Source organism: Kitasatospora sp. NPDC101183 (assembly GCF_044767945.1).
Classification (GTDB): Bacteria; Actinomycetota; Actinomycetes; order Streptomycetales; family Streptomycetaceae; genus Kitasatospora.
The window spans coordinates 87,016-104,788 of the sequence record NZ_JBIWOW010000029.1 but is presented as its reverse complement, the minus strand read 5'-3'; the positions used below and the strand labels follow the sequence as shown (position 1 = coordinate 104,788).

The window sequence follows — 17,773 nt, the reverse complement described above, 5'->3', positions numbered from 1 at the left end:
GGTCCGACAACCGCTCACCCGCAGGCGCCTTGACCTGCCCCACCCTCGCCACACCACAACCAACGAGGCTCAGGCACCAAAGTCACCGGCATTGGGTCTAGGTCTGGTTCGGCAGCGGCAGCCGCTGTTCGAACCAGACCACCTTGCCCGTGCCCAGCCTGGTCGCACCCCAGCGCTCCGCGCACCGGGCCACTATCTGCAGCCCGCGCCCGCGTTCGTCCTCCGGGCCGGTGCGGCGCGGGCGCGGCAGCAGCGGGCTGTCGTCCCCGACCTCGCAGCGCAGCCGGGTGGTGCGCACCAGGCTCAGGGTGACGGGGCGGGTCGCGTGCTGGACGGCGTTGGTCACCAGCTCGCTGACCATCAGCTCGGTGGCCTCGCTCAGCTCGTCCAGCCCCCAGCGGCGCAGCGTGTGCGCGGCCAGCCGGCGGGCCCGCCCGGGGGTCTCGTTGCGCGGCTGCAGGTACCAGTGCGCGACGTCCCCCGCCGGGATGCCGTCGAAGCAGGCGCCCAGCAGCGCGATGTCGTCGCCCCGGTCGCCGGGCGGCAGGATGCGCAGGGCCTCCTGGCACAACTGCTCGGGGGAGCGCCAGCGGGCGCTCTCGATCCTGGCGCGCAGCAGCTCCAGGCCCTCGCCGAGCGGGCGACTGCGGGTCTCCACCAGGCCGTCGGTGAACAGCAGCAGCGCCGAGCCGGGCGGGGCGGCCAGCTCCACCGAGTTGAAGTCCACCCCGCCGACCCCGATCGGGGCCCCGGAGTCCAGCTCCACCAACTCGGCCGTGCCGTCCGGCCGTACGAGCACCGGCGGGACGTGACCGGCGTTGGCCAGCACCAGCCGGTTGGCGATCGGGTCGTACACCGCGTACACGCAGGTCGCCAGGTGCTGCTCGCGGCCGAGCCGCTGCGCCTGCTCGTCCAGGTGGTAGAGCACCTCGTGCGGCGGAAGGTCGAGGGCGGCCAACGTCTGGGCGCTGGTGCGCAGTTGGCCCATGATGGCGGCCGAGGTGAGCGAGTGGCCCATCACGTCGCCGACGATCAGGGCGACGCGGTTGCCGGGCAGCGGGACGGCGTCGTACCAGTCCCCGCCGACCTGCGCGCCGCGCTCCCCGGGCAGGTACCGCTGGGCGAGGCGGACGCCGTGCGGCTGCGGCAGGCGCAACGGCAGCATGCTGCGCTGGAGTTCGTTGGCGATCTCCCACTCGCGGGCGTACCGCAGCGCGGTGTCCACGGCCAGCCCGGCCTGGGTCGCCAGCAGGGCGGCCGTCGCGGTGTCGGCGGCGTCGAACGCCGGACGGCCGGTGCGTTCAGGGGGCCGGCGTATCAGCACCAGCAGCCCGAGGACGGCCTTGCGGCCGCGCAGCGGCAGGGCGATCACCGAGGTGCCGGGCGCCAGCCGGGCCGGGCCCCGGGTGCCGTACAGCTCGCGCAGCAGGGCGGCGGTGCGCTCGGAGCCGGGGCTTCCGAGGACGGCGGCCTCGGCGGGGCGGCGGCTCAGCAGGGCGTGGGCGAGGGCGCCGCCGCGGGTGACCGGGGTGGCGGGGCCGGCGTCGGCGGAGGAGCGGGAGCCGTACCGGTGGCGGTTGCGGTCGTCCGGGCTGTTGCGCCGGCCGCGGCGGCCGATCCGGGTGCCGGCGCTGTGGTGGATGCGCAGCTCCTCCGGGAAGCCGGGCTCGCGCTCGACGTTGGGCAGCGGGTCGCGCAGGTGGATCACGGCGGCGTCGGCGAGGGTCGGCACCAGCACCCGGCCGATGTTGCGCAGGGTCGCGGCCAGGTCGAGGGCGGTGTTGATCCGGCGGGTGGCGGAGTCGAGGTAGGCGAGGCGGTCCGCCACCTCGGCGCGGGCCGGCTCGGGCCGCAGGTTCCCGACGCCGGGCGTGGCGGCGAGGGGCTTCCCGGCGCGGGGTTCCCCGGTGCCGCGTTCCTCGGTGCCGCGTTCCTCGGGGCCGGGTGCTTCGGCGTCCGGCGTCGCCGGTGCCGGGGGACGACGACGCGGGCCCGGGACGGCGGGCGGCTGCCCCGCCTCGGTCTTGAGCTGGTCGCGCACGGCTGCCTGTCCTGGAATCGGTGTGGTCGATGGGTCGTTCGGTGGTGCTCGTCCCTGCTGAGGTGCTGCTCCCGGCTGCCGTCCGCCACCGGCCGCCGTGGGTCGGCCGTGGTCAGCCGACGCGCCGACAGCACAGGAACAGCTGTTCCTCCGGCGGCAGCGCGGTACTGGCCGGAGCGTACGGGTGCCCCGAGCACTCCTCGACGGTGAAACCCGCGGCGACCAGAACCCGCTCCAAATCCTCCCTCAGATAACCACTGATCCGCAGCTCTCTGCCAAGGAACGGAAGCGGAACGTGATCCAAGTCGGTCTCGACCGTGCCGAGGGCCAGCAGTCCGCCCGGCCGCAGCAGGGTCCGCAGCCTGGTCAGGACGGTCGGGATGTCGTCCTGCGGCAGCATGATGAGCGAGAAGAAGGCGGTGACGGCGGCGAAGGAGCCGGCGCCCGCCGGGCCGAGGGCGGGGGCGTTCCAGGCGTCGGCGGCCCGCTCGGTGGCCAGATCGTAGAGGTCGATCCGATGGAATGCGGGCGGGTGCTCGCCCGGGTGCCCCGCCGTACGGGCCAGCTCCAGCATCCCGTCCGAGAGGTCCACACCGGTGACCCGCAGCCCGCCGGCCGTCAGCTGCCGGACCGTCGGGTCCCCGCTGCCGCAGCCGACGTCCAGGACGCGGGCGCCGGGCTCCAGCTCCTCCAGGAGACGCCGCCCGCAGGCCAGTTGGCCGTCCTTCGCGGGGAAGGCCTCGCCGTATCCGGCGCCGATCGAGTCGAATTCGGCGGCCTGCAGGGCCCGTGCGGCCCGGCGGTCGCGCTGGTCGGCGCCCTCGCCCTCGTCGACGGGGAACGCGTCGGATATCCGTCCGGTCGTCACGATGAGAGGCACCCTTCCACCCGTGGCCTCCGCCCGCACCGGCCCCGCCGGGGTGTTGCCGACAGACACTCGTGTGTGCACTGGCATCCGAGAATATGCGTGATCACTGCGCCATGGGGTCCCTTTCCGGCCAACTCGTCATGCTTGGACGGATGTGGGCGGGCTTGCGGAAGCACACGGTTGCGGCCAGGGTGGTGCGCCGGACCACGCGCGCCGGATGGCGCGCCGGGGTGGCGTTGCTGACCTGCGGAAATATGCGGTCCGCAGGCTGACAATAGGACGTTTATCGAACGTCAATCGGCGAGGTGCACAGTGATGTCAGCGCCGGGGAAGCGTTGAGGGCGCTCCCGCAGCCGGGGGGCTGCGGGAGCGCCGACACGCGAATCGGGGGAGGTGCTCCGTCGGGGGACGGAGGCCTCACGGCGCGGGGGGAGATGAGGGAGGCTCGGTGTGCTGCCGGGTGATGAGGTCCGCCACGGGGGAGGCCTCAGGCACACCGAGCCGCGTGAAGATCGCGTGGGCCTCCGAGAGGCACGCGAGTCCTCGGGCCGGCTGGGCGAGGGCCAGCAGTGCTTCGCCGAGCGCGGCGTTGGCGAGGCCCTGGCAGTAGGCGGAGTCGATCTCCTGGCCGATGGCCAGGGAGGTGTCGGCCGCCTCGGCCGCCTCGGCGTACAACTCGGACGCGAGCAGCGCGGAGGCGAGACGGGCGAGGGTGTAGCCCTCCCACAGCGGGTTCTGCTGGGACTGGTAGAGCGCGTGGGCCTCTTGGAGGTGGGGGACCGCCTCGGCGCCGGGGAGGATGACCCCGAGCTGGTAGAGCGTCTGGGCGAGCACCGGGCCGTTCCTGGACTCCCGGGCGGCGGCGACGCCGTCGCTGGCGGACTTGACCGCCGTCTCGGTCATGCCGAGCCGGTGCTGGACGCGCGCGATGTTGGCGATCAGCCGGGCTCCGCCGATCGGCGTGCCGACCCGCCGGTTGATGGCGAGCGCCTGTTCGAGGAACGGCAGGGCCTCGGTCGGGCGGTTCCCGATGCTCAGGATGATGCCCAGGGTGTTGGCCGTGGCCAGCCGGATCAGGGCCGGGTCGTCCGTCGCCTGGTGGTCGAGGCTGCGGCGCAACGACCGTTCGGCGCCGGGGAAGTCGCCGGTGACGGACTGGAGGGTGCCGAGGGCGAAATACGCCCGGGCGAGGACGACCGAGTCTCCGCGGCTCTCCGCGTCGCGGTTGATGCTCTCCAGGACACGGCTGCCCCGGGGGCCGCGGGTCGGGTCCGGGTCGATGCTGAACATGAGGTTCAGCAGGTCGATGGCGCGGCGGTGCAGGGAACCGGAACCGCGCGCGGCCGTCTCCACGGAGCTCAGCAGCAGGGAGCCCTCGGTGCGGAGCCAGTCCCGCGCGGAGCCGCTGGTCGCGAGGGGGATTCCCGAGGAGACGGGTGTGGTCATCAGCTCCGGCAGCGTTCCGTTCGGCTCGATGGCCTGGGCGGCGTTGCGCATGGTGGGGACCAGCAGGTCGAAGAGCCGGTGGACGGCCTCCGCCTGGGCCTCGGTGTCGCCGATCCGCTCGTTCTTGCGCTGCGCGTAGAGCCGGAGCAGGTCGTGGTACCGGTAGCGGCCGGGGGAGAAGCACTCCAGCATGTTCGCCTCGACCAGCGCCTCGGCGAGGTCCTCGGCGGTGAGGTCGTCCGTCCCGAGCAGCGCGGCGGCGGCGGAGAGCGGGATGTCCGGGGCGTCGATCAGCGCGAGAAACCGAAAGGCGCGGGCCTCCGCTTCGGAGAGCTGTCCGTAGCCGAGCCCGATGGTGGTCTCCACCGCGAGGTTGCCGAGCTGGAGCTCGTCCAGGCGTCGCCGCTGATCGGCTAACCGTCTGGCCAGGTCCGAGACGCTCCAGCGGGGGCGGCTGGCCAGCCGGGCGGCGGCGATGCGCACGGCCAGCGGCAGGAAGCCGCAGGCGGTGACGACGGTCATCGCCGCTTCGGGCTCGGCCTTGACCCGGCTCTCGCCGACGATGGCCGAGAACAGCGCCAGGGCCTCGTCGGAGGTGAGCTCCTCGACGTCGAAGAGCTGCGCCCCGGGGATCCCCGCGAGCCGGGACCGGCTGGTGGCGAGGACGGCCGAGCCGGAGACCCCGGGGATGAGCGGGCGGATCTGCTCGGCGTCGTGGGCGTTGTCGAGCAGGATGAGCATCCGCCGGTTGGCGAGCAGCGAGCGGTAGAGGGCGGAGCGCTGTTCGAGCGAGTCGGGGGTCTCGGCGACACCGAGGGCGTGCAGGAAGTCGCCCAGCACGGCCACCGGGTCGGCGGGCGAGGCACCGGCGCCGCGCAGGTCGACGTAGAGCTGGCCGTCCGGGAACACGGACCGCACCCGGTGGGCGACGTGCACCGCCAGGGTCGTCTTGCCGACACCGCCGATCCCGGCCAGCGAGGTCACCACGACGGCCTGGCCGGTGGCGCTCATCAGGATCTCGGAGAGGTCGTCCACCAGGTTGGAGCGCCCGGCGAAGTCCGAGATGTCGGCGGGGAGTTGGGCCGGTGCCGGAGGGGTGGACGGGCCCTCCTCGCGCGGTGCGGCGTCGTCCGCGGCCGACAGGACCAGCGTCGGGTCCGCGGCGAGGATGCGGTTGTGCATCGTGGACAGGCCGGCGCCCGGCTCCACCCCGAGCTCCTCGATCAGGAGCTTGCGGGTGTCGGTGTAGACGCCCAGCGCCTCGGCCTGGCGCCCGCAGCGGTAGAGCGCCAGCATCAGGAGTTCGCGGGGCCGCTCCCGCAGCGGGTGCTCCGCCGTCAGGTTGTTGAGCTCGCCGACGATCTCGGAGTGGAGGCCGATCTCCAGGGCGGTGGAGCAGAGTTCCTCGGAGGCGGTCACCTGACGCTCGGCCAGTCGCAGCCGCTGGGCGTCCGCGTAAGGCCCGGGGACGCCCGTGAGCGGGCGGCCGCTGAACATGTCCAGGGCCTGGGCCAGCAGCCGGTACGCCTCGTGCTTGTCGCCCGAGACGCGGGCGGCGGTGGCCTGGGTGGTGAGCCCTTCGAACACCGTCAGGTCGAGGGCGGGGCCGGGGACGCGCAGCGCGTAGCCGTCCGCCACGGAGACCAGTAGTTCGGCGGGCTTGCGGATCTCCCGGCTGGGTTCGATGACGGCGCGCAGGCGGGAGACGTACGTGCGGAGCGCGGCCACCGCCTGGGTCGGCGGCCGGTCGCCCCAGAGGCCGTCGACCAGGTCCTGCGTGGTGACCGGGCGACCGCCGTGCAGCAGAAGGGTGGTCAGAACGGCTTGCTGCTGGGGCGGTCCGAGGGAGAGCTCCCTGCCCTCCAGCCAGGCTTGAACCGGGCCCAGGACTTGGAAGCGCAGCGCAGGGGACGGCGGCGTCTCCCGAAAATCCATGAAAGTCCCCCGATGGCCTGTGGTGTCGATTCTGCGGAGGGCGTTCGGCGGTCCCGCCGTGGTGCCTCAGCCTAGGCGGGCGTCCGACTTGATCGATCGGCACCGCAAGCCGGGCGATGTTTATCGGACATTTAATCAACCCTACGATACTGTCCGCGCGCCCGCGCCAAGCAGGTCGGGCAGGACACAATTGATGACCGAAAGGCGGCCGCCCAATGGCCAACGACCAGACCGAGACCCCGGCACCGACGGCGCCCCACAACGGGACGACGGCCGCTGTCCCGGCCGCGGCCGCGGAAGCGGTCAAGACCGTCGAGGGCGCGGTGGCCGCGACCTCGAACCCCGCCGGGTACACCCCGCCGACCGCCGAGCAGAAGGCGGCGCTCGAGAACGGCGAGTTCGGTGACGAGGTCGACCACATAGTCGAGCAGGCCACCGATGAGCCGGGCAAGCCGTACGGCCCCCAGGACCTCATCGCCGGCCACCCGTAAGCCGGTTGTCCCACCGCCCCCGCGACCGCTTCGGACGCGGGGGCGGCGTGCGTTTCGGGCGGTCAATTCGGCGGCCCGGTTGACCGGGTGGCCGATTCGCGCCCGTAGTGCACGCAAGGTGACCGCCGATATCCGTAACGTGCCCGGCGGTGCGCGGGGGGTCTTCCGGAATTGCGGATTCACCCCAGGGGGCGGTAAAGCCCGAAATGCAGCTTTCGCCTGGATTTCGTCGTAATTACGAGACCTGATCGCATTCGGCTGAATCGTGGGGTTCGGGATCCGTGGCGGCCGGGGAGACGTGGTCGGGTTCGGCGGTCCATTCGCGGCCGCCGCCCTGGGGGCGGAGGTAGTGCTCGCCGCCGAGGGTGTCCATGTAGATGCCGGTGCGACCGGTTCTGCGGTCGAGGACGAGTTCGCCGGCCCGGGGCCGGTAGGCCGGGGCGCTGCGCTGCCGGATGTTCACCGCACTGCTCCTCGCTGTGGTGGGCGACTGGCCAGCATCTCTAGAGAAGCTAATATCTCTAGAGATGTCAACGGTTGTCGTATCTCCTTACCGGCAGCCGCGGGCGCGCCTACGATTCATCCGTGGCAGAGGGAGCGGCGATGACCGGAAGCAGTGGCGAGAAACAGCCCAAGTACCAGCGGATCGCCGACTCCCTCAAGGCGGCCATCGACGCCGGCCGCTACCGTGCGGGCGACCGCCTGCCCGGCGAGAACGACCTCATGGACGAGTACGGCGTGGCCCGGATGACCGCCCGCCAGGCGCTCGGCGTCCTGCAGAGCGAGGGCATCGCGGAGGCGCGCCGCGGGGCCGGGGTGTTCGTCCGGGACTTCCGGCCGCTGCGGCGGCGCGGCATCCAGCGGCTGGCGCAGGGGCAGTGGGGGTCGGGCCGGTCCATATGGTCGGCGGACATCGACAACCGCACCCTGGTGGTCGACCAGGTGTCCGTCACCGAGCAGGGCGCGCCCGAGCACGTGGCCCGGGTGCTGGGCGTGGACCCGGGGGCGCCGATGTGCGTACGCCACCGGCGCTTCGTCCTGGACGGCAAGCCGGTGCTGCTCTCCACCTCGTACCTGCCCGCCCTGCTCGTCGCCGGGACGGCCATCACCCGCGAGGACACCGGCCCCGGCGGCACCTACGCCCGGCTCGCGGAGATCGGCGCGAAGCCCGTCCACTTCCGCGAGGAGGTCCGCTCCCGGATGCCCAGCGCCGAGGAGTCCTCCCGCCTCGACCTGAGCGCGGGCACCCCGGTGATCCTCATCTGCCGCACCGCCTTCGCCGACGAGGGGCAGGTCGTCGAACTCAACGAGATGATCCTCGACGCCGCCTCCTACGTCCTGGAGTACGACTTCGACGCCTGAGCCGCGCCGGGAACGGAGACCGCCCCGGCCGCGCGGGGCGGCCGGGGCGAGCGGAGTGCGCAGTGGTGCGGGGCTACTCCTTGGAGCGCACGCGGAGGCTGGTGATCAGCGGGCCCTCGGTGGTCTCGCGGAAGAAGTCGTTGCCCTTGTCGTCGACGACGATGAAGGCCGGGAAGTCCTCGACCTCGATGCGCCAGACGGCCTCCATGCCCAGCTCGGCGTACTCCAGGACCTCGACCTTCTTGATGCAGTCCTGGGCGAGGCGGGCGGCCGGGCCGCCGATGGAGCCGAGGTAGAAGCCGCCGTGGGCGGCGCAGGCGTCGGTGACCTGCTTGCTGCGGTTGCCCTTGGCGAGCATGACCATGGAGCCGCCGGCGGCCTGGAACTGGTCGACGTAGGAGTCCATCCGGCCGGCCGTGGTGGGGCCGAAGGAGCCGGAGGCGAAGCCCTCGGGGGTCTTGGCCGGGCCCGCGTAGTAGACCGGGTGGTCCTGGAGGTACTTGGGCATGCCCTCGCCGGCGTCCAGGCGCTCCTTGATCTTGGCGTGGGCGATGTCCCGGGCGACGACCAGCGTGCCGGTGAGCGAGAGCCGGGTCTTGACCGGGTACTTGGACAGCTCGGCGCGGATCGCCGACATCGGCTGGTTGAGGTCGACGCGCACCACGTCGTCGTCGAGGTGTTCGTCGGTGGTCTCCGGCAGGTACTTCGCCGGGTCGGTCTCCAGCTGCTCCAGGAACACGCCCTCGGCGGTGATCTTGCCGAGCGCCTGGCGGTCGGCCGAGCAGGAGACGGCCATCGCGACGGGCAGCGAGGCGCCGTGGCGCGGCAGGCGGACGACGCGCACGTCGTGGCAGAAGTACTTGCCGCCGAACTGGGCGCCGATGCCGATCTTCTGGGTCAGCTCGGTGACCTTGGCCTCCAGCTCCAGGTCCCGGAAGCCGTGGCCGGTCTTCGCGTTGCCCTCGGTCGGCAGGTTGTCCAGGTAGTGCGCCGAGGCGTACTTGGCGGTCTTGAGCGCGAACTCGGCGCTGGTGCCGCCGATCACGATGGCCAGGTGGTACGGCGGGCAGGCCGCGGTGCCCAGCGAGCGGATCTTCTGCTCCAGGAACGAGAGCATGCTGGCCTCGTTCAGGATGGCCTTCGTCTCCTGGTACAGGTACGACTTGTTGGCGGAGCCGCCGCCCTTGGCCATGAAGAGGAACTTGTACGCGTCGCCGTCGGTGGCGTACAGCTCGATCTGCGCCGGGAGGTTGTTGCCGGTGTTCTTCTCGTCCCACATGGTCACGGGGGCCATCTGGGAGTAGCGCAGGTTCAGCTTGGTGTAGGCGTCGTACACGCCGCGCGCGATGGCGGACTCGTCGGCGCCGGAGGTCAGCACGTTCTGGCCGCGCTTGCCCATGACGATCGCCGTGCCGGTGTCCTGGCACATCGGCAGGATGCCGCCGGCGGAGATGTTGACGTTCTTCAGCAGGTCGAGCGCCACGAAGCGGTCGTTGGGGCTGGCCTCCGGGTCGTCCAGGATGCGGCGCAGCTGGGCGAGGTGGGCGGGGCGCAGGTAGTGCGAGATGTCGTGCATCGCCTCGGCGGTGAGCAGGCGCAGCGCCTCGGGCTCGACCTGGAGGAAGGTGCGGCCGCCGGCCTCGAAGGTGGAGACGCCTTCGGAGGTGAGCTTGCGGTACGGGGTCGGGTCAGCGCCCAGGGGGAGGAGGTCGCTGTACTCGAAGTCTGGCGTGGGAGCCATGGGGGCGGTCCTTAGGTGTCCAGGTGATCCGGCTGCGTCGGCGAAGCACCATCCAGGGTAGGACCCGGCCCCGGCGGGTTCGCGGACGGGGCACCGGGCGTGACCGGCCTCACTCGTGCTGGAGTGCGACCCACTAGGCTGGCCCCGTGGACAACTCGCCGCCGCAGGACGACCCGGGGCAGCCGCCGGTGCCGGCGCCCGTATCGATGAACAAGCCCGAAACCAGGCCTGAGTTCAGGCCCGAGCCGCAGCCCGTGCGCCGACCCGAGCCGGCCCCCGGGCCGCCGTCGCACGCCCCCGTCGCGCAGGCGGACATGCGCGTCTCGGACGCCGACCGCGAGCGTGTCGCCGAGCTGCTGCGCGACGCGTACGCCGAGGGCCGCCTGGACGCGGAGGAGCACGCGGAGCGGATCGAGGCCGCGTACTCCGCCAAGACCTTCGGCGAACTCGTCCCGCTCACCCGGGACCTCCCCGCCCACCGCCCGCTCTCCTTCGAGAAGCCGCCGCTGGACGCCCCGCGCCCCGCGCCGGCCCCCGCCGCCCCGCAACTGCCGCCCGCGCGCCAGGAGGCGCCGTCGATGGTGGCGGTGTTCGGCGGGGCCGCGCGCCGGGGCCGCTGGCGGGTGGGCTCGCACCTGAAGGCGTTCGCGGCCTTCGGCGGGGTGGAGATCGACCTCACGGACGCCGTGTTCGAGTCGCCCGAGGTGGAGATCGAGGTGACGGTGATCTTCGGCGGCTGCGAGATCCGGGTGCCGGAGAACGTCAGCCTGCACGGCAGCGGGGTCGGCATCTTCGGCGGCTTCGACGTCAAGGAGCAGACCGCGGCGGACCCGTACGCGCCGGTGGTCCGGGTCAAGGGCATTGCGGTGTTCGGCGGTTGTGACGCGAAGCCGCGCCGGGGCAAGAAGGTCAAGGAGTGGGTGCGCAAGCAACTCGGCTCCGAGTAGCGGGCGTTGCCGGAGGCGGGCGTCGGGGCGGGGATCAACTCCCGGTCGGACGCCCGCCGTTGCGTTCGGTGCACTCCGTAGCCGATTGCGTGCAGTGTGCATGAATCGAGGTTGATCGGGGTAGGTCATCCCGCACATCGCTTCTTGTACGGCTGTGCACCGGAGGCGGCCCAGCGGCCGGTTCGGTGCTGGACAGCGGGGGCTCGCAGCCGGGCAGGAGAGCGAGGTTCCCCCGTGTCCGAGAGCCTCGTCAGGAGTACGGCCGTGCTGCATCCGATCGAGTCCCGCACCACCTCGCCCGTCCTCGCCGCACAGGTCCTGGAGCGCCCCCCGGCGCCCCGGCCGCAGGCGCAGTCCCCGGGCGGCCCGGCGGGCGGGCCGCCCGCGGGGGAGGACAACCCCTGGCACACCGGGGCGGCCTGCCGCCGGGACGAGGTGGGGCTGTTCTTCGCTCCCTCCAAGGAGCCCACGGCGGCCCGGCTGTCGCGCGAGGAGCAGGCGAAGCGGGTCTGTGCCCGCTGCCCGGTGCTGCTGGAGTGCCGGGAGCACGCGCTGGCCCAGCCGGAGCCGTACGGCGTGTGGGGCGGGCTGACGGCCGCCGAGCGGCGGGTGGTGCTGGCCCGGCGCCGCCGCCGTGACGCGGAGCTGCGCGAGGCGGCCCGGGTGGCGGCCGCGGGGAGTCGCCGGATAGCGGGTTGAGGAGCGGTACGGGCGCCGGACGCGCCGCGGCCCCGGCGGAGGGGGGATTCCGCCGGGGCCGCCGGGACGCGGTGCCCGTGGCTCAGTTGGCGCGGTCGAAGTCGATCGCGCTGTAGGCCCGCAGCTTCGACAGCTTGTGCACCGAGTTGATCTCGCGGATGGTGCCGCTCTTGGAGCGCATCACCAGCGAGCTGGTGGTGGCGGTCTCCGAGCGGTAGTGCACACCGCGCAGCAGCTCGCCGTCCGTGATGCCGGTGGCGACGAAGAACACGTTCTCGCCGCTGACCAGGTCGTTCGTGGTGAGCACCCGGTCCAGGTCGTGCCCGGCGTCGAGGGCCTTCTGCCGCTCGGCGTCGTCCTTGGGCCACAGGCGGCCCTGGATCACGCCGCCCATGCACTTCATCGCGCAGGCGGCGATGATGCCCTCCGGGGTGCCGCCGATGCCCATCAGCAGGTCGACGCCGGTGCCCTCGCGGGCGGTCATGATGGCGCCGGCCACGTCGCCGTCGGTGATGAACTTGATCCGGGCGCCGGCCTCGCGGATCTCCCGGACGAGGCCGTCGTGGCGCGGGCGGTCGAGCACCATGACGGTGACGTCCTCGACGGCGCTGCCCTTGGCCTTGGCGACCCGGCGGATGTTGACGGCCGGCGGCGCGGTGATGTCGACGAACTCGGCGGCCTCGGGGCCGGCGACCAGCTTGTCCATGTAGAACACGGCGCTCGGGTCGAACATGGTGCCCCGGTCGGCGACGGCCAGAACGGCCACCGCGTTGGCCATGCCCTTGGCGGTCAGCGTGGTGCCGTCCACCGGGTCGACCGCGACGTCGCACTCGGCGCCGGTGCCGTCGCCGACCCGCTCGCCGTTGTAGAGCATCGGGGCTTCGTCCTTCTCGCCCTCCCCGATGACGACGACGCCGTTCATCGAGACGGTCGAGACGAGGGTGCGCATCGCCTTCACGGCTGCGCCGTCGGCGCCGTTCTTGTCGCCACGGCCGACCCACCGGCCGGCGGCCATGGCCGCGGCCTCGGTGACCCGGACGAGTTCGAGCGCGAGGTTCCGGTCGGGAGCCTCGGGCGCGACCTCAAGGGCGCTGGGAAGGTGGTGCGGGTACTGCGTGGTCATCGTCGTTACCTCTCTGTACGCGACGGCCAGTGAGCGCCCGACTACTGCCTGGTCGAACGCCGTGGTGAGGGTCCTGCGATCGTATCTGCCCACGAATGGACTGTCTGTGGCGCGGGTCCCCCTCGGAGGCCGGAGCACCCCGGTTCATCCCGCTTCACCCGTACGTGGGCACCCCTGCTGCCGGGCCCGGCGTGTGGATGGGTCACCATGTGGGGGTGGCTGGAGAGAAAAAGGGCATGAGGGGCCGGCAGACCGTACGGGACATGGTCCTGTCGATGCTGGCCGTCGGCTTCGTCGTCGGGATCGGGTACGTGTTCCTGCCGCACGACGCGAAGGGCGACGGCGTGCGCGTCGTCGACTACCGGGTGGAGACGAGCACCGCCAGGCGCGCCGCGCCGTACCCGCTGCTCGCGCCGGAGGGGCTGCCGGACAAGTGGCGGGCCACCTCCGTCAGCTACCGGGCGGCCGCGCTGGGCGAGGGCAAGGGCAACGCCTGGCACCTCGGCTTCGTGACGCCCTCCGGCCAGTACGCGGCCGTCGAGCAGAGCGACCTGCCGCGCGAGGCGATGCTCTCGGACAAGGTCGCCGGGGGGAAGCCGGACGGCACCTCCGAGGTGGCCGGCCGCACCTGGGACAGGGTGCAGGGCACCAAGGCCCGCGCGCTGGCCGTGCAGAACGGCGCCGGGACGACGCTGCTGACCGGCACCGCCTCGTACGAGGAGCTGGCCGAGCTGGCGCAGGCGCTCAAGTAGACCCGTTCACGCGGAAGGGCCCCGTACCGGATTCCTCCGGTACGGGGCCCTTCCGCGTGCGTGGCGCCGGATCAGACCGTGGTGACGACCTGGTCGTACTCCAGGCGCGGGGAGCGCGGGAACCAGGCCTCGTCGCCCGGCTTGCCGATGTTGACGACGGCCAGCACCGAGTGGTCGCCCTCGCCGAAGAACTCCTTGTCGATGCCCGCGGCGTCGAAGCCGGTCATCGGGCCGGCGGCCAGGCCGGCGGCGCGGACGCCGATGATGAAGTAGGCGGCCTGCAGGGCGCCGTTCAGCGCGGCCGAGCCCTCACGGACGGAGCGGTCCGAGAAGAACACGTCCTTGGCCTGCGGGAAGTGCGGGAACTGGGTCGGCAGCTCCTCGTGGAACTCGTTGTCCGCGGCCAGGATGGCGACGAGCGGGGCGGCGGCGGTCTTGGCCTTGTTGCCGTCCGACAGGTGCTGGACGAGGCGCTCGCGGCCCTCGGCCGAGCGGACCAGGACGACGCGCAGCGGCTGCTGGTTGAAGGCGGTCGGGCCGTACTTGACCAGGTCGTAGATCGCCTGGACCTGCTCCTCGGTGACCGGCTCGTCGGTGAAGGTGTTCGCGGTGCGGGCCTCGCGGAACAGCAGGTCCTGAGCGGCGGCGTCGAGTACCAGGGCGTCGGTGGTCATGCTTCTGCACCTCATGCGGGAGGGGGGGTTCGTCGGTGTGACCGGCCGTGGCCGATCGCTCTCTCCAACATAGGTGAAGATTCAACGATTCCCCAAGCGAATGTGACCTCCGTCACTCCCCGCCCGGGCCCTCGCCCTCCTCGGCGGCCAGCGCGGCGTCCAGTCGGGCCCGGGCGCCGTCCAGCCAGCGCTGGCACACCTTCGCCAGCTGCTCGCCACGCTCCCACAGCGCCAGCGACTCCTCAAGGGAGATTCCGCCGTTCTCCAGCTGCCGGACGACGTCCAGCAGCGCGTCCCGGGCGTGCTCGTAGCCCAGGGCGCCGTCCGCCGTCGGCGCCGCTGCGGTCTGGTCCTGCTGCTGCTCTGCCATGCCGGAAAGCCTAGGGGCTCACGCCGACAGAGCGGGTCCGAAACCCGGGTGCGCCGGACGCCGGGCGGCGCTAGCCTCCGCCGCATGATCGAGGTCCGCCCCGCCGCTCCCGCCGACGCCCCCGAACTCGTACGGCTGCGCAACCTGATGTTCGAGGCGATGCCGAGCATGGCCGCCCTGGCCGGGCCCGGGCCCTGGCAGGCCACCGCCGAGGAGGTCCTGCGCGAGCGCCTGGCCGTCCCGGCCGAGGAGCTCACCATGCCCTCCTTCGTCGTCGACGACCCCGGGCGGCCCGGCCGGCTCGCCGCCTGCGCCGTCGGCACGCTGGAGCGGCGGCTGCCCGCGCCGGGCAACCCGGAGGGGCTGTTCGGCTTCGTCTTCAACATCTGCACCGACCCCGGCCACCGGCTGCGCGGTTACGGCCGGGCCTGCACCGAGGAACTGCTGGCCTGGTTCGACTCCCGCCGGGTGGGCCGCATCGACCTGCACGCCAGCAGCGGCGGCGAGGCGCTCTACCGCAGCCTCGGCTTCGGCGAGCACTCCACCGCGCTCTCCCGCCAGCGCTCCTACTGAGGTGCTCCTGCTGAGGCGCTCCTGCTGAGGCGCTCCTACTGAGGTGCCGTCACGCCCACCTCGAAGCCGCCGCCCGCCACCCGGGCGTGCAGGGCCTCGCCGGCCTCGACCTGCGAAGGGTCCGTCACCACCGCGCCGTCCGCCCGCTGCAGCACCGCGTAGCCGCGCTCCAGGGTCGCCGCCGGAGAGAGCGCGACCACCCGGGCCAGGGTGTGCCCGAGGTCGCTCTGGGCGTGGTCCAGCCGGTGGCGCAGGGTGCGCCGGGCCCGCTCCAGCAGGCCCTCGACCTCCTGCCCGCGCCCGTCCAGCATCCGGTGCGGCGCGGCCAGCGCCGGCCGGCTGCGCACGCCGTCCAGCCCGTGCTGCTCCCGCTCCACCCGCGCCTGCACGTGCCGGCGGGCGCGGTCGCGCAGCTGGCGGACCTTGGCCAGCTCCTCGCCGACGTCCGGGACGACCCGCTTGGCGGCGTCGGTCGGCGTAGAGGCGCGCAGGTCGGCCACGAAGTCCAGCAGCGGCTGGTCCGGCTCGTGCCCGATCGCGCTGACCACCGGCGTACGGGCGGCCGCGACCAGCCGCACCAGCGACTCGTCCGAGAACGGCAGCAGGTCCTCCACGCTGCCGCCGCCGCGGGCCACCACGATCACGTCCACCTCGGGGTGCTCGTCCAGCTCCCGCACGGCCGCGCTCACCCGCTCCACCGCGCTGACCCCCTGCACCGGCACGTTGCGCACCTCGAAGCGCACCGCCGGCCAGCGCCGCCGGGCGTTCTCCAGCACGTCCCGCTCGGCCGCCGAGCCGCGCCCCGTCACCAGGCCGACGCACTGCGGCAGGAACGGCAGCGGCTTCTTGCGCTCCGCCGCGAACAGCCCCTCCGAGGCCAGCTTCCGCTTCAACTGCTCCAGCCGGGCCAGGAGTTCGCCCAGCCCCACCGGCCGGATCTCCGAGGCCCGCAGCGACAGCTGCCCGCGCGCCGCGTACCACTCCGGCTTGGCGTGCACGACGACCCGCGCGCCCTCCTGCACGACATCGGCGACCTGCTCGAAGACGGAGCGGAAGCAGGTGACGGTGAGCGAGACGTCCGCCTGCGGGTCCCGCAGGGTCAGGAACACCACGCCCGCCCCCGGCCGCCGGCTGAGCTGGGTGATCTGACCCTCCACCCACACCGCGCCGAGCCGGTCGATCCAGCCGCCGATCAGCGCGGAGACCTTGCCGACCGGGAGCGGGGCTTCGGGGGAGCTGGAGTTGGAGTTGGCCATGCGTACGAGGCTAGCGGCGCGCGCCGACACCGCGCCCGCTAGCGCCGCCCACCGACGGGGGCGCCGCCCTGCACGCCGAGCACCACCAGGCCGGCCGCCAGCCAGACCAGCCCGACCAACTGCGCCGTCGCCGAGGCCTCGTACACCACCGCCGCGATCACCGCGATGCCCAGCACCGGCACGACCAGGTGCGCCGGCCACCGCCGGGAGCCGTGCCGCACGGTGTACCAGCCGACCACCGAGGCGTGCAGCAGCGCGAAGGCCGACAGCGCGCCGACGTTGACCACCGAGGTCAGCTGGTCGAGGCCGTCGTCCCGGCCGGCCGCCCAGACGGCCGCCGCCATGGTGATCACCGCGGCCGCCAGCAGCGCCCGGCGCGGTACGGCGCTCCCCGGGTCGACGGAGCCGAGGGCGCGCGGCAGCCGCCCCTCCCGGCCCATCGCGAAGACCAGCCGCCCGGCCGCCGCCTGCCCGGCCAGGGCCGCGAAGGCCGCGCCGATCGCCTTGCCGGCCGCCACCAGCACGTGCAGCCAGTGCCCGACACCGCTCTCCACCGTGTCGTAGAAGGCCGAGCCCTGGGCGGCCGGGTCGGCGGCCAACTGCTGCGGGGTGGTGGGCTCCAGCACCGCCGCCAGGTACGTCTGCGCGACGAACAGCACCCCGGCCAGCGCCAGGCACCACAGCACCGCCCGGGCCACCGCCGCCGAGGCGCCGACGGCCTCCTCGACGAAGGTCGCGATCGCGTCGAAGCCCAGGTAGGAGAGCACGGCGACGGACACCGCCGAGACCACCGCCGTCATCGAGAAGTCCCCGACCGCCGTGAACGGGGTGTCCCAGCCGCGCTTCGCGCCGTCCTGGACGAGCACCACCACGGCCGCCGCCACGAACACCGCCAGCACCGCGACCTCCATCGCGAGCACCGCGAAGCCGACCGCCGCCGCCGTGCGCACCCCGACGAGGTTGAGCGCCGTGGTCACCACCACCGCCAGCGCCGTCCACACCCAGCGCGAGACGGAGGGCACCAGCGAGTGCAGCGCGATCCCCGAGAAGAGGTACGCGACCGCCGGGATGAGCAGGTAGTCCAGCATCGCCATCCACCCGGCGATGAACCCCGGCCCCTCGCCCAGCCCGGCCCGGGCGTAGGCGAACACCGAGCCGGTCCGCGGCACCGCGCGCACCATCTGGGCGTACGAGAAGGCGGTGAACCCCATCGCCACCGTGGCCGCCAGGTACACCGTGGCGACGGCGCCGTGGCTGCGGGCGTCCAGTACGCCGAAGACGCCGACGGGGGCCATCGGGGCGATGAACAGCAGTCCGTAGACCATCAGGTCGCGCACGCTCAGGCTGCGGCGCAGCCCGCCGGACCGTTCCGGTTCGCTCACAGTGCTCATGGACACCAGATTCGATCATCTGTGACCGGTTCCGCCCGGAAAGTTCCGCCAGTCGGTGTCGTACGGGCCCGGGACGGGCGGGGGGAGGGCCCGCCGCGCGGCCG

General features: G+C 73.1%; 16 protein-coding genes. 6 read left to right on the top strand and 10 right to left on the bottom strand.

The genetic code is table 11. The annotated features are described in order from the left end of the window. Positions 1-97: 97 nt before the first annotated feature. From ACIRRS_RS31900 to ACIRRS_RS31890, 3 genes are all read right to left on the bottom strand, one after another. A complete protein-coding gene (locus tag ACIRRS_RS31900) occupies positions 98-2,041 on the bottom strand; it encodes a SpoIIE family protein phosphatase (protein WP_402978199.1) in 1,944 nt (647 codons plus the stop codon). A 112-nt stretch (positions 2,042-2,153) separates the two neighbouring features. After that, positions 2,154-2,909 carry a methyltransferase domain-containing protein gene (locus ACIRRS_RS31895; protein ID WP_402978196.1) on the bottom strand — a complete coding sequence of 252 codons (756 nt, stop codon included), beginning with the start codon at positions 2,907-2,909 and terminating at the stop codon, positions 2,154-2,156. A gap of 417 nt (positions 2,910-3,326) precedes the next feature. Next, entirely contained in the window at positions 3,327-6,290 is a 2,964-nt protein-coding gene (locus tag ACIRRS_RS31890; RefSeq protein WP_402978193.1) for an AfsR/SARP family transcriptional regulator, read from the bottom strand. Positions 6,291-6,505: 215 nt separating this feature from the next. Between ACIRRS_RS31890 and ACIRRS_RS31885 the strand changes: the two genes are divergently transcribed. Next, positions 6,506-6,781, top strand: coding sequence for a hypothetical protein (locus tag ACIRRS_RS31885; RefSeq protein WP_402978190.1), 276 nt, complete (start codon positions 6,506-6,508; stop codon positions 6,779-6,781). 235 nt (positions 6,782-7,016) lie between these two features. Here the strand turns inward: ACIRRS_RS31885 and ACIRRS_RS31880 are convergent, their stop codons facing one another. Then, positions 7,017-7,244: a hypothetical protein gene (locus ACIRRS_RS31880; RefSeq protein ID WP_402978187.1), complete on the bottom strand. Its 228-nt coding sequence runs from the start codon at positions 7,242-7,244 to the stop codon at positions 7,017-7,019. A 140-nt stretch (positions 7,245-7,384) separates the two neighbouring features. Between ACIRRS_RS31880 and ACIRRS_RS31875 the strand changes: the two genes are divergently transcribed. Next, positions 7,385-8,143, top strand: coding sequence for a GntR family transcriptional regulator (locus tag ACIRRS_RS31875; protein ID WP_402978184.1), 759 nt, complete (start codon positions 7,385-7,387; stop codon positions 8,141-8,143). A 73-nt stretch (positions 8,144-8,216) separates the two neighbouring features. Here ACIRRS_RS31875 and ACIRRS_RS31870 read toward each other — a convergent pair whose 3' ends face one another. After that, complete coding sequence (locus tag ACIRRS_RS31870) at positions 8,217-9,884, bottom strand: fumarate hydratase (protein ID WP_402978181.1); 1,668 nt, start codon at positions 9,882-9,884, stop codon at positions 8,217-8,219. Positions 9,885-10,090: 206 nt separating this feature from the next. On the opposite strand from ACIRRS_RS31870, the gene ACIRRS_RS31865 reads away from it, so the two are divergent. Both ACIRRS_RS31865 and ACIRRS_RS31860 read left to right on the top strand, forming a co-directional pair. Beyond that, complete coding sequence (locus ACIRRS_RS31865) at positions 10,091-10,831, top strand: DUF1707 domain-containing protein (protein ID WP_402978216.1); 741 nt, start codon at positions 10,091-10,093, stop codon at positions 10,829-10,831. A 318-nt stretch (positions 10,832-11,149) separates the two neighbouring features. Next, on the top strand, positions 11,150-11,530 hold the full coding sequence (locus ACIRRS_RS31860) for a WhiB family transcriptional regulator (RefSeq protein ID WP_402978213.1): 381 nt from the start codon (positions 11,150-11,152) through the stop codon (positions 11,528-11,530). Between the two features lie 82 nt (positions 11,531-11,612). Here the strand turns inward: ACIRRS_RS31860 and glpX are convergent, their stop codons facing one another. After that, positions 11,613-12,653, bottom strand: coding sequence for a class II fructose-bisphosphatase (gene glpX / locus ACIRRS_RS31855; protein ID WP_402978178.1), 1,041 nt, complete (start codon positions 12,651-12,653; stop codon positions 11,613-11,615). A 236-nt stretch (positions 12,654-12,889) separates the two neighbouring features. On the opposite strand from glpX, the gene ACIRRS_RS31850 reads away from it, so the two are divergent. Continuing rightward, a complete protein-coding gene (locus ACIRRS_RS31850) occupies positions 12,890-13,405 on the top strand; it encodes a DUF4245 domain-containing protein (protein WP_402978175.1) in 516 nt (171 codons plus the stop codon). A gap of 71 nt (positions 13,406-13,476) precedes the next feature. Here ACIRRS_RS31850 and ACIRRS_RS31845 read toward each other — a convergent pair whose 3' ends face one another. Next, positions 13,477-14,079 (bottom strand): malonic semialdehyde reductase, encoded by a 603-nt coding sequence (locus tag ACIRRS_RS31845; protein ID WP_402978172.1) that lies wholly within the window; start codon positions 14,077-14,079, stop codon positions 13,477-13,479. A gap of 112 nt (positions 14,080-14,191) precedes the next feature. Then, complete coding sequence (locus ACIRRS_RS31840; RefSeq protein WP_402978169.1) at positions 14,192-14,449, bottom strand: exodeoxyribonuclease VII small subunit; 258 nt, start codon at positions 14,447-14,449, stop codon at positions 14,192-14,194. Positions 14,450-14,533: 84 nt separating this feature from the next. Here ACIRRS_RS31840 and ACIRRS_RS31835 point away from each other — a divergent pair, with 84 nt between their 5' ends. Next, positions 14,534-15,022 carry a GNAT family N-acetyltransferase gene (locus tag ACIRRS_RS31835; protein WP_402978166.1) on the top strand — a complete coding sequence of 163 codons (489 nt, stop codon included), beginning with the start codon at positions 14,534-14,536 and terminating at the stop codon, positions 15,020-15,022. A gap of 35 nt (positions 15,023-15,057) precedes the next feature. On the opposite strand, the gene xseA is transcribed toward ACIRRS_RS31835, so the two are convergent. Continuing rightward, positions 15,058-16,278, bottom strand: a complete 1,221-nt coding sequence (xseA, locus tag ACIRRS_RS31830; protein WP_402978163.1) for an exodeoxyribonuclease VII large subunit — start codon at positions 16,276-16,278, stop codon at positions 15,058-15,060. A 38-nt stretch (positions 16,279-16,316) separates the two neighbouring features. Beyond that, positions 16,317-17,669, bottom strand: a complete 1,353-nt coding sequence (locus ACIRRS_RS31825) for an APC family permease (RefSeq protein ID WP_402978160.1) — start codon at positions 17,667-17,669, stop codon at positions 16,317-16,319. Between the last annotated feature and the right edge of the window lie 104 nt (positions 17,670-17,773).

Bases quoted from the DNA above. Each gene is read 5' to 3' on its own strand.
- ACIRRS_RS31890 (WP_402978193.1), bottom strand. From the start codon at position 6,290: ATGGATTTTCGGGAGACGCCGCCGTCCCCTGCGCTGCGCTTCCAAGTC.
- ACIRRS_RS31885 (WP_402978190.1), top strand. From the start codon at position 6,506: ATGGCCAACGACCAGACCGAGACCCCGGCACCGACGGCGCCCCACAAC.
- ACIRRS_RS31875 (WP_402978184.1), top strand. From the start codon at position 7,385: ATGACCGGAAGCAGTGGCGAGAAACAGCCCAAGTACCAGCGGATCGCC.
- ACIRRS_RS31870 (WP_402978181.1), bottom strand. From the start codon at position 9,884: ATGGCTCCCACGCCAGACTTCGAGTACAGCGACCTCCTCCCCCTGGGC.
- ACIRRS_RS31865 (WP_402978216.1), top strand. From the start codon at position 10,091: ATGAACAAGCCCGAAACCAGGCCTGAGTTCAGGCCCGAGCCGCAGCCC.
- glpX (WP_402978178.1), bottom strand. From the start codon at position 12,653: ATGACCACGCAGTACCCGCACCACCTTCCCAGCGCCCTTGAGGTCGCG.
- ACIRRS_RS31850 (WP_402978175.1), top strand. From the start codon at position 12,890: ATGAGGGGCCGGCAGACCGTACGGGACATGGTCCTGTCGATGCTGGCC.
- ACIRRS_RS31845 (WP_402978172.1), bottom strand. From the start codon at position 14,079: ATGACCACCGACGCCCTGGTACTCGACGCCGCCGCTCAGGACCTGCTG.
- ACIRRS_RS31840 (WP_402978169.1), bottom strand. From the start codon at position 14,449: ATGGCAGAGCAGCAGCAGGACCAGACCGCAGCGGCGCCGACGGCGGAC.
- ACIRRS_RS31835 (WP_402978166.1), top strand. From the start codon at position 14,534: ATGATCGAGGTCCGCCCCGCCGCTCCCGCCGACGCCCCCGAACTCGTA.
- xseA (WP_402978163.1), bottom strand. From the start codon at position 16,278: ATGGCCAACTCCAACTCCAGCTCCCCCGAAGCCCCGCTCCCGGTCGGC.
- ACIRRS_RS31825 (WP_402978160.1), bottom strand. From the start codon at position 17,669: ATGAGCACTGTGAGCGAACCGGAACGGTCCGGCGGGCTGCGCCGCAGC.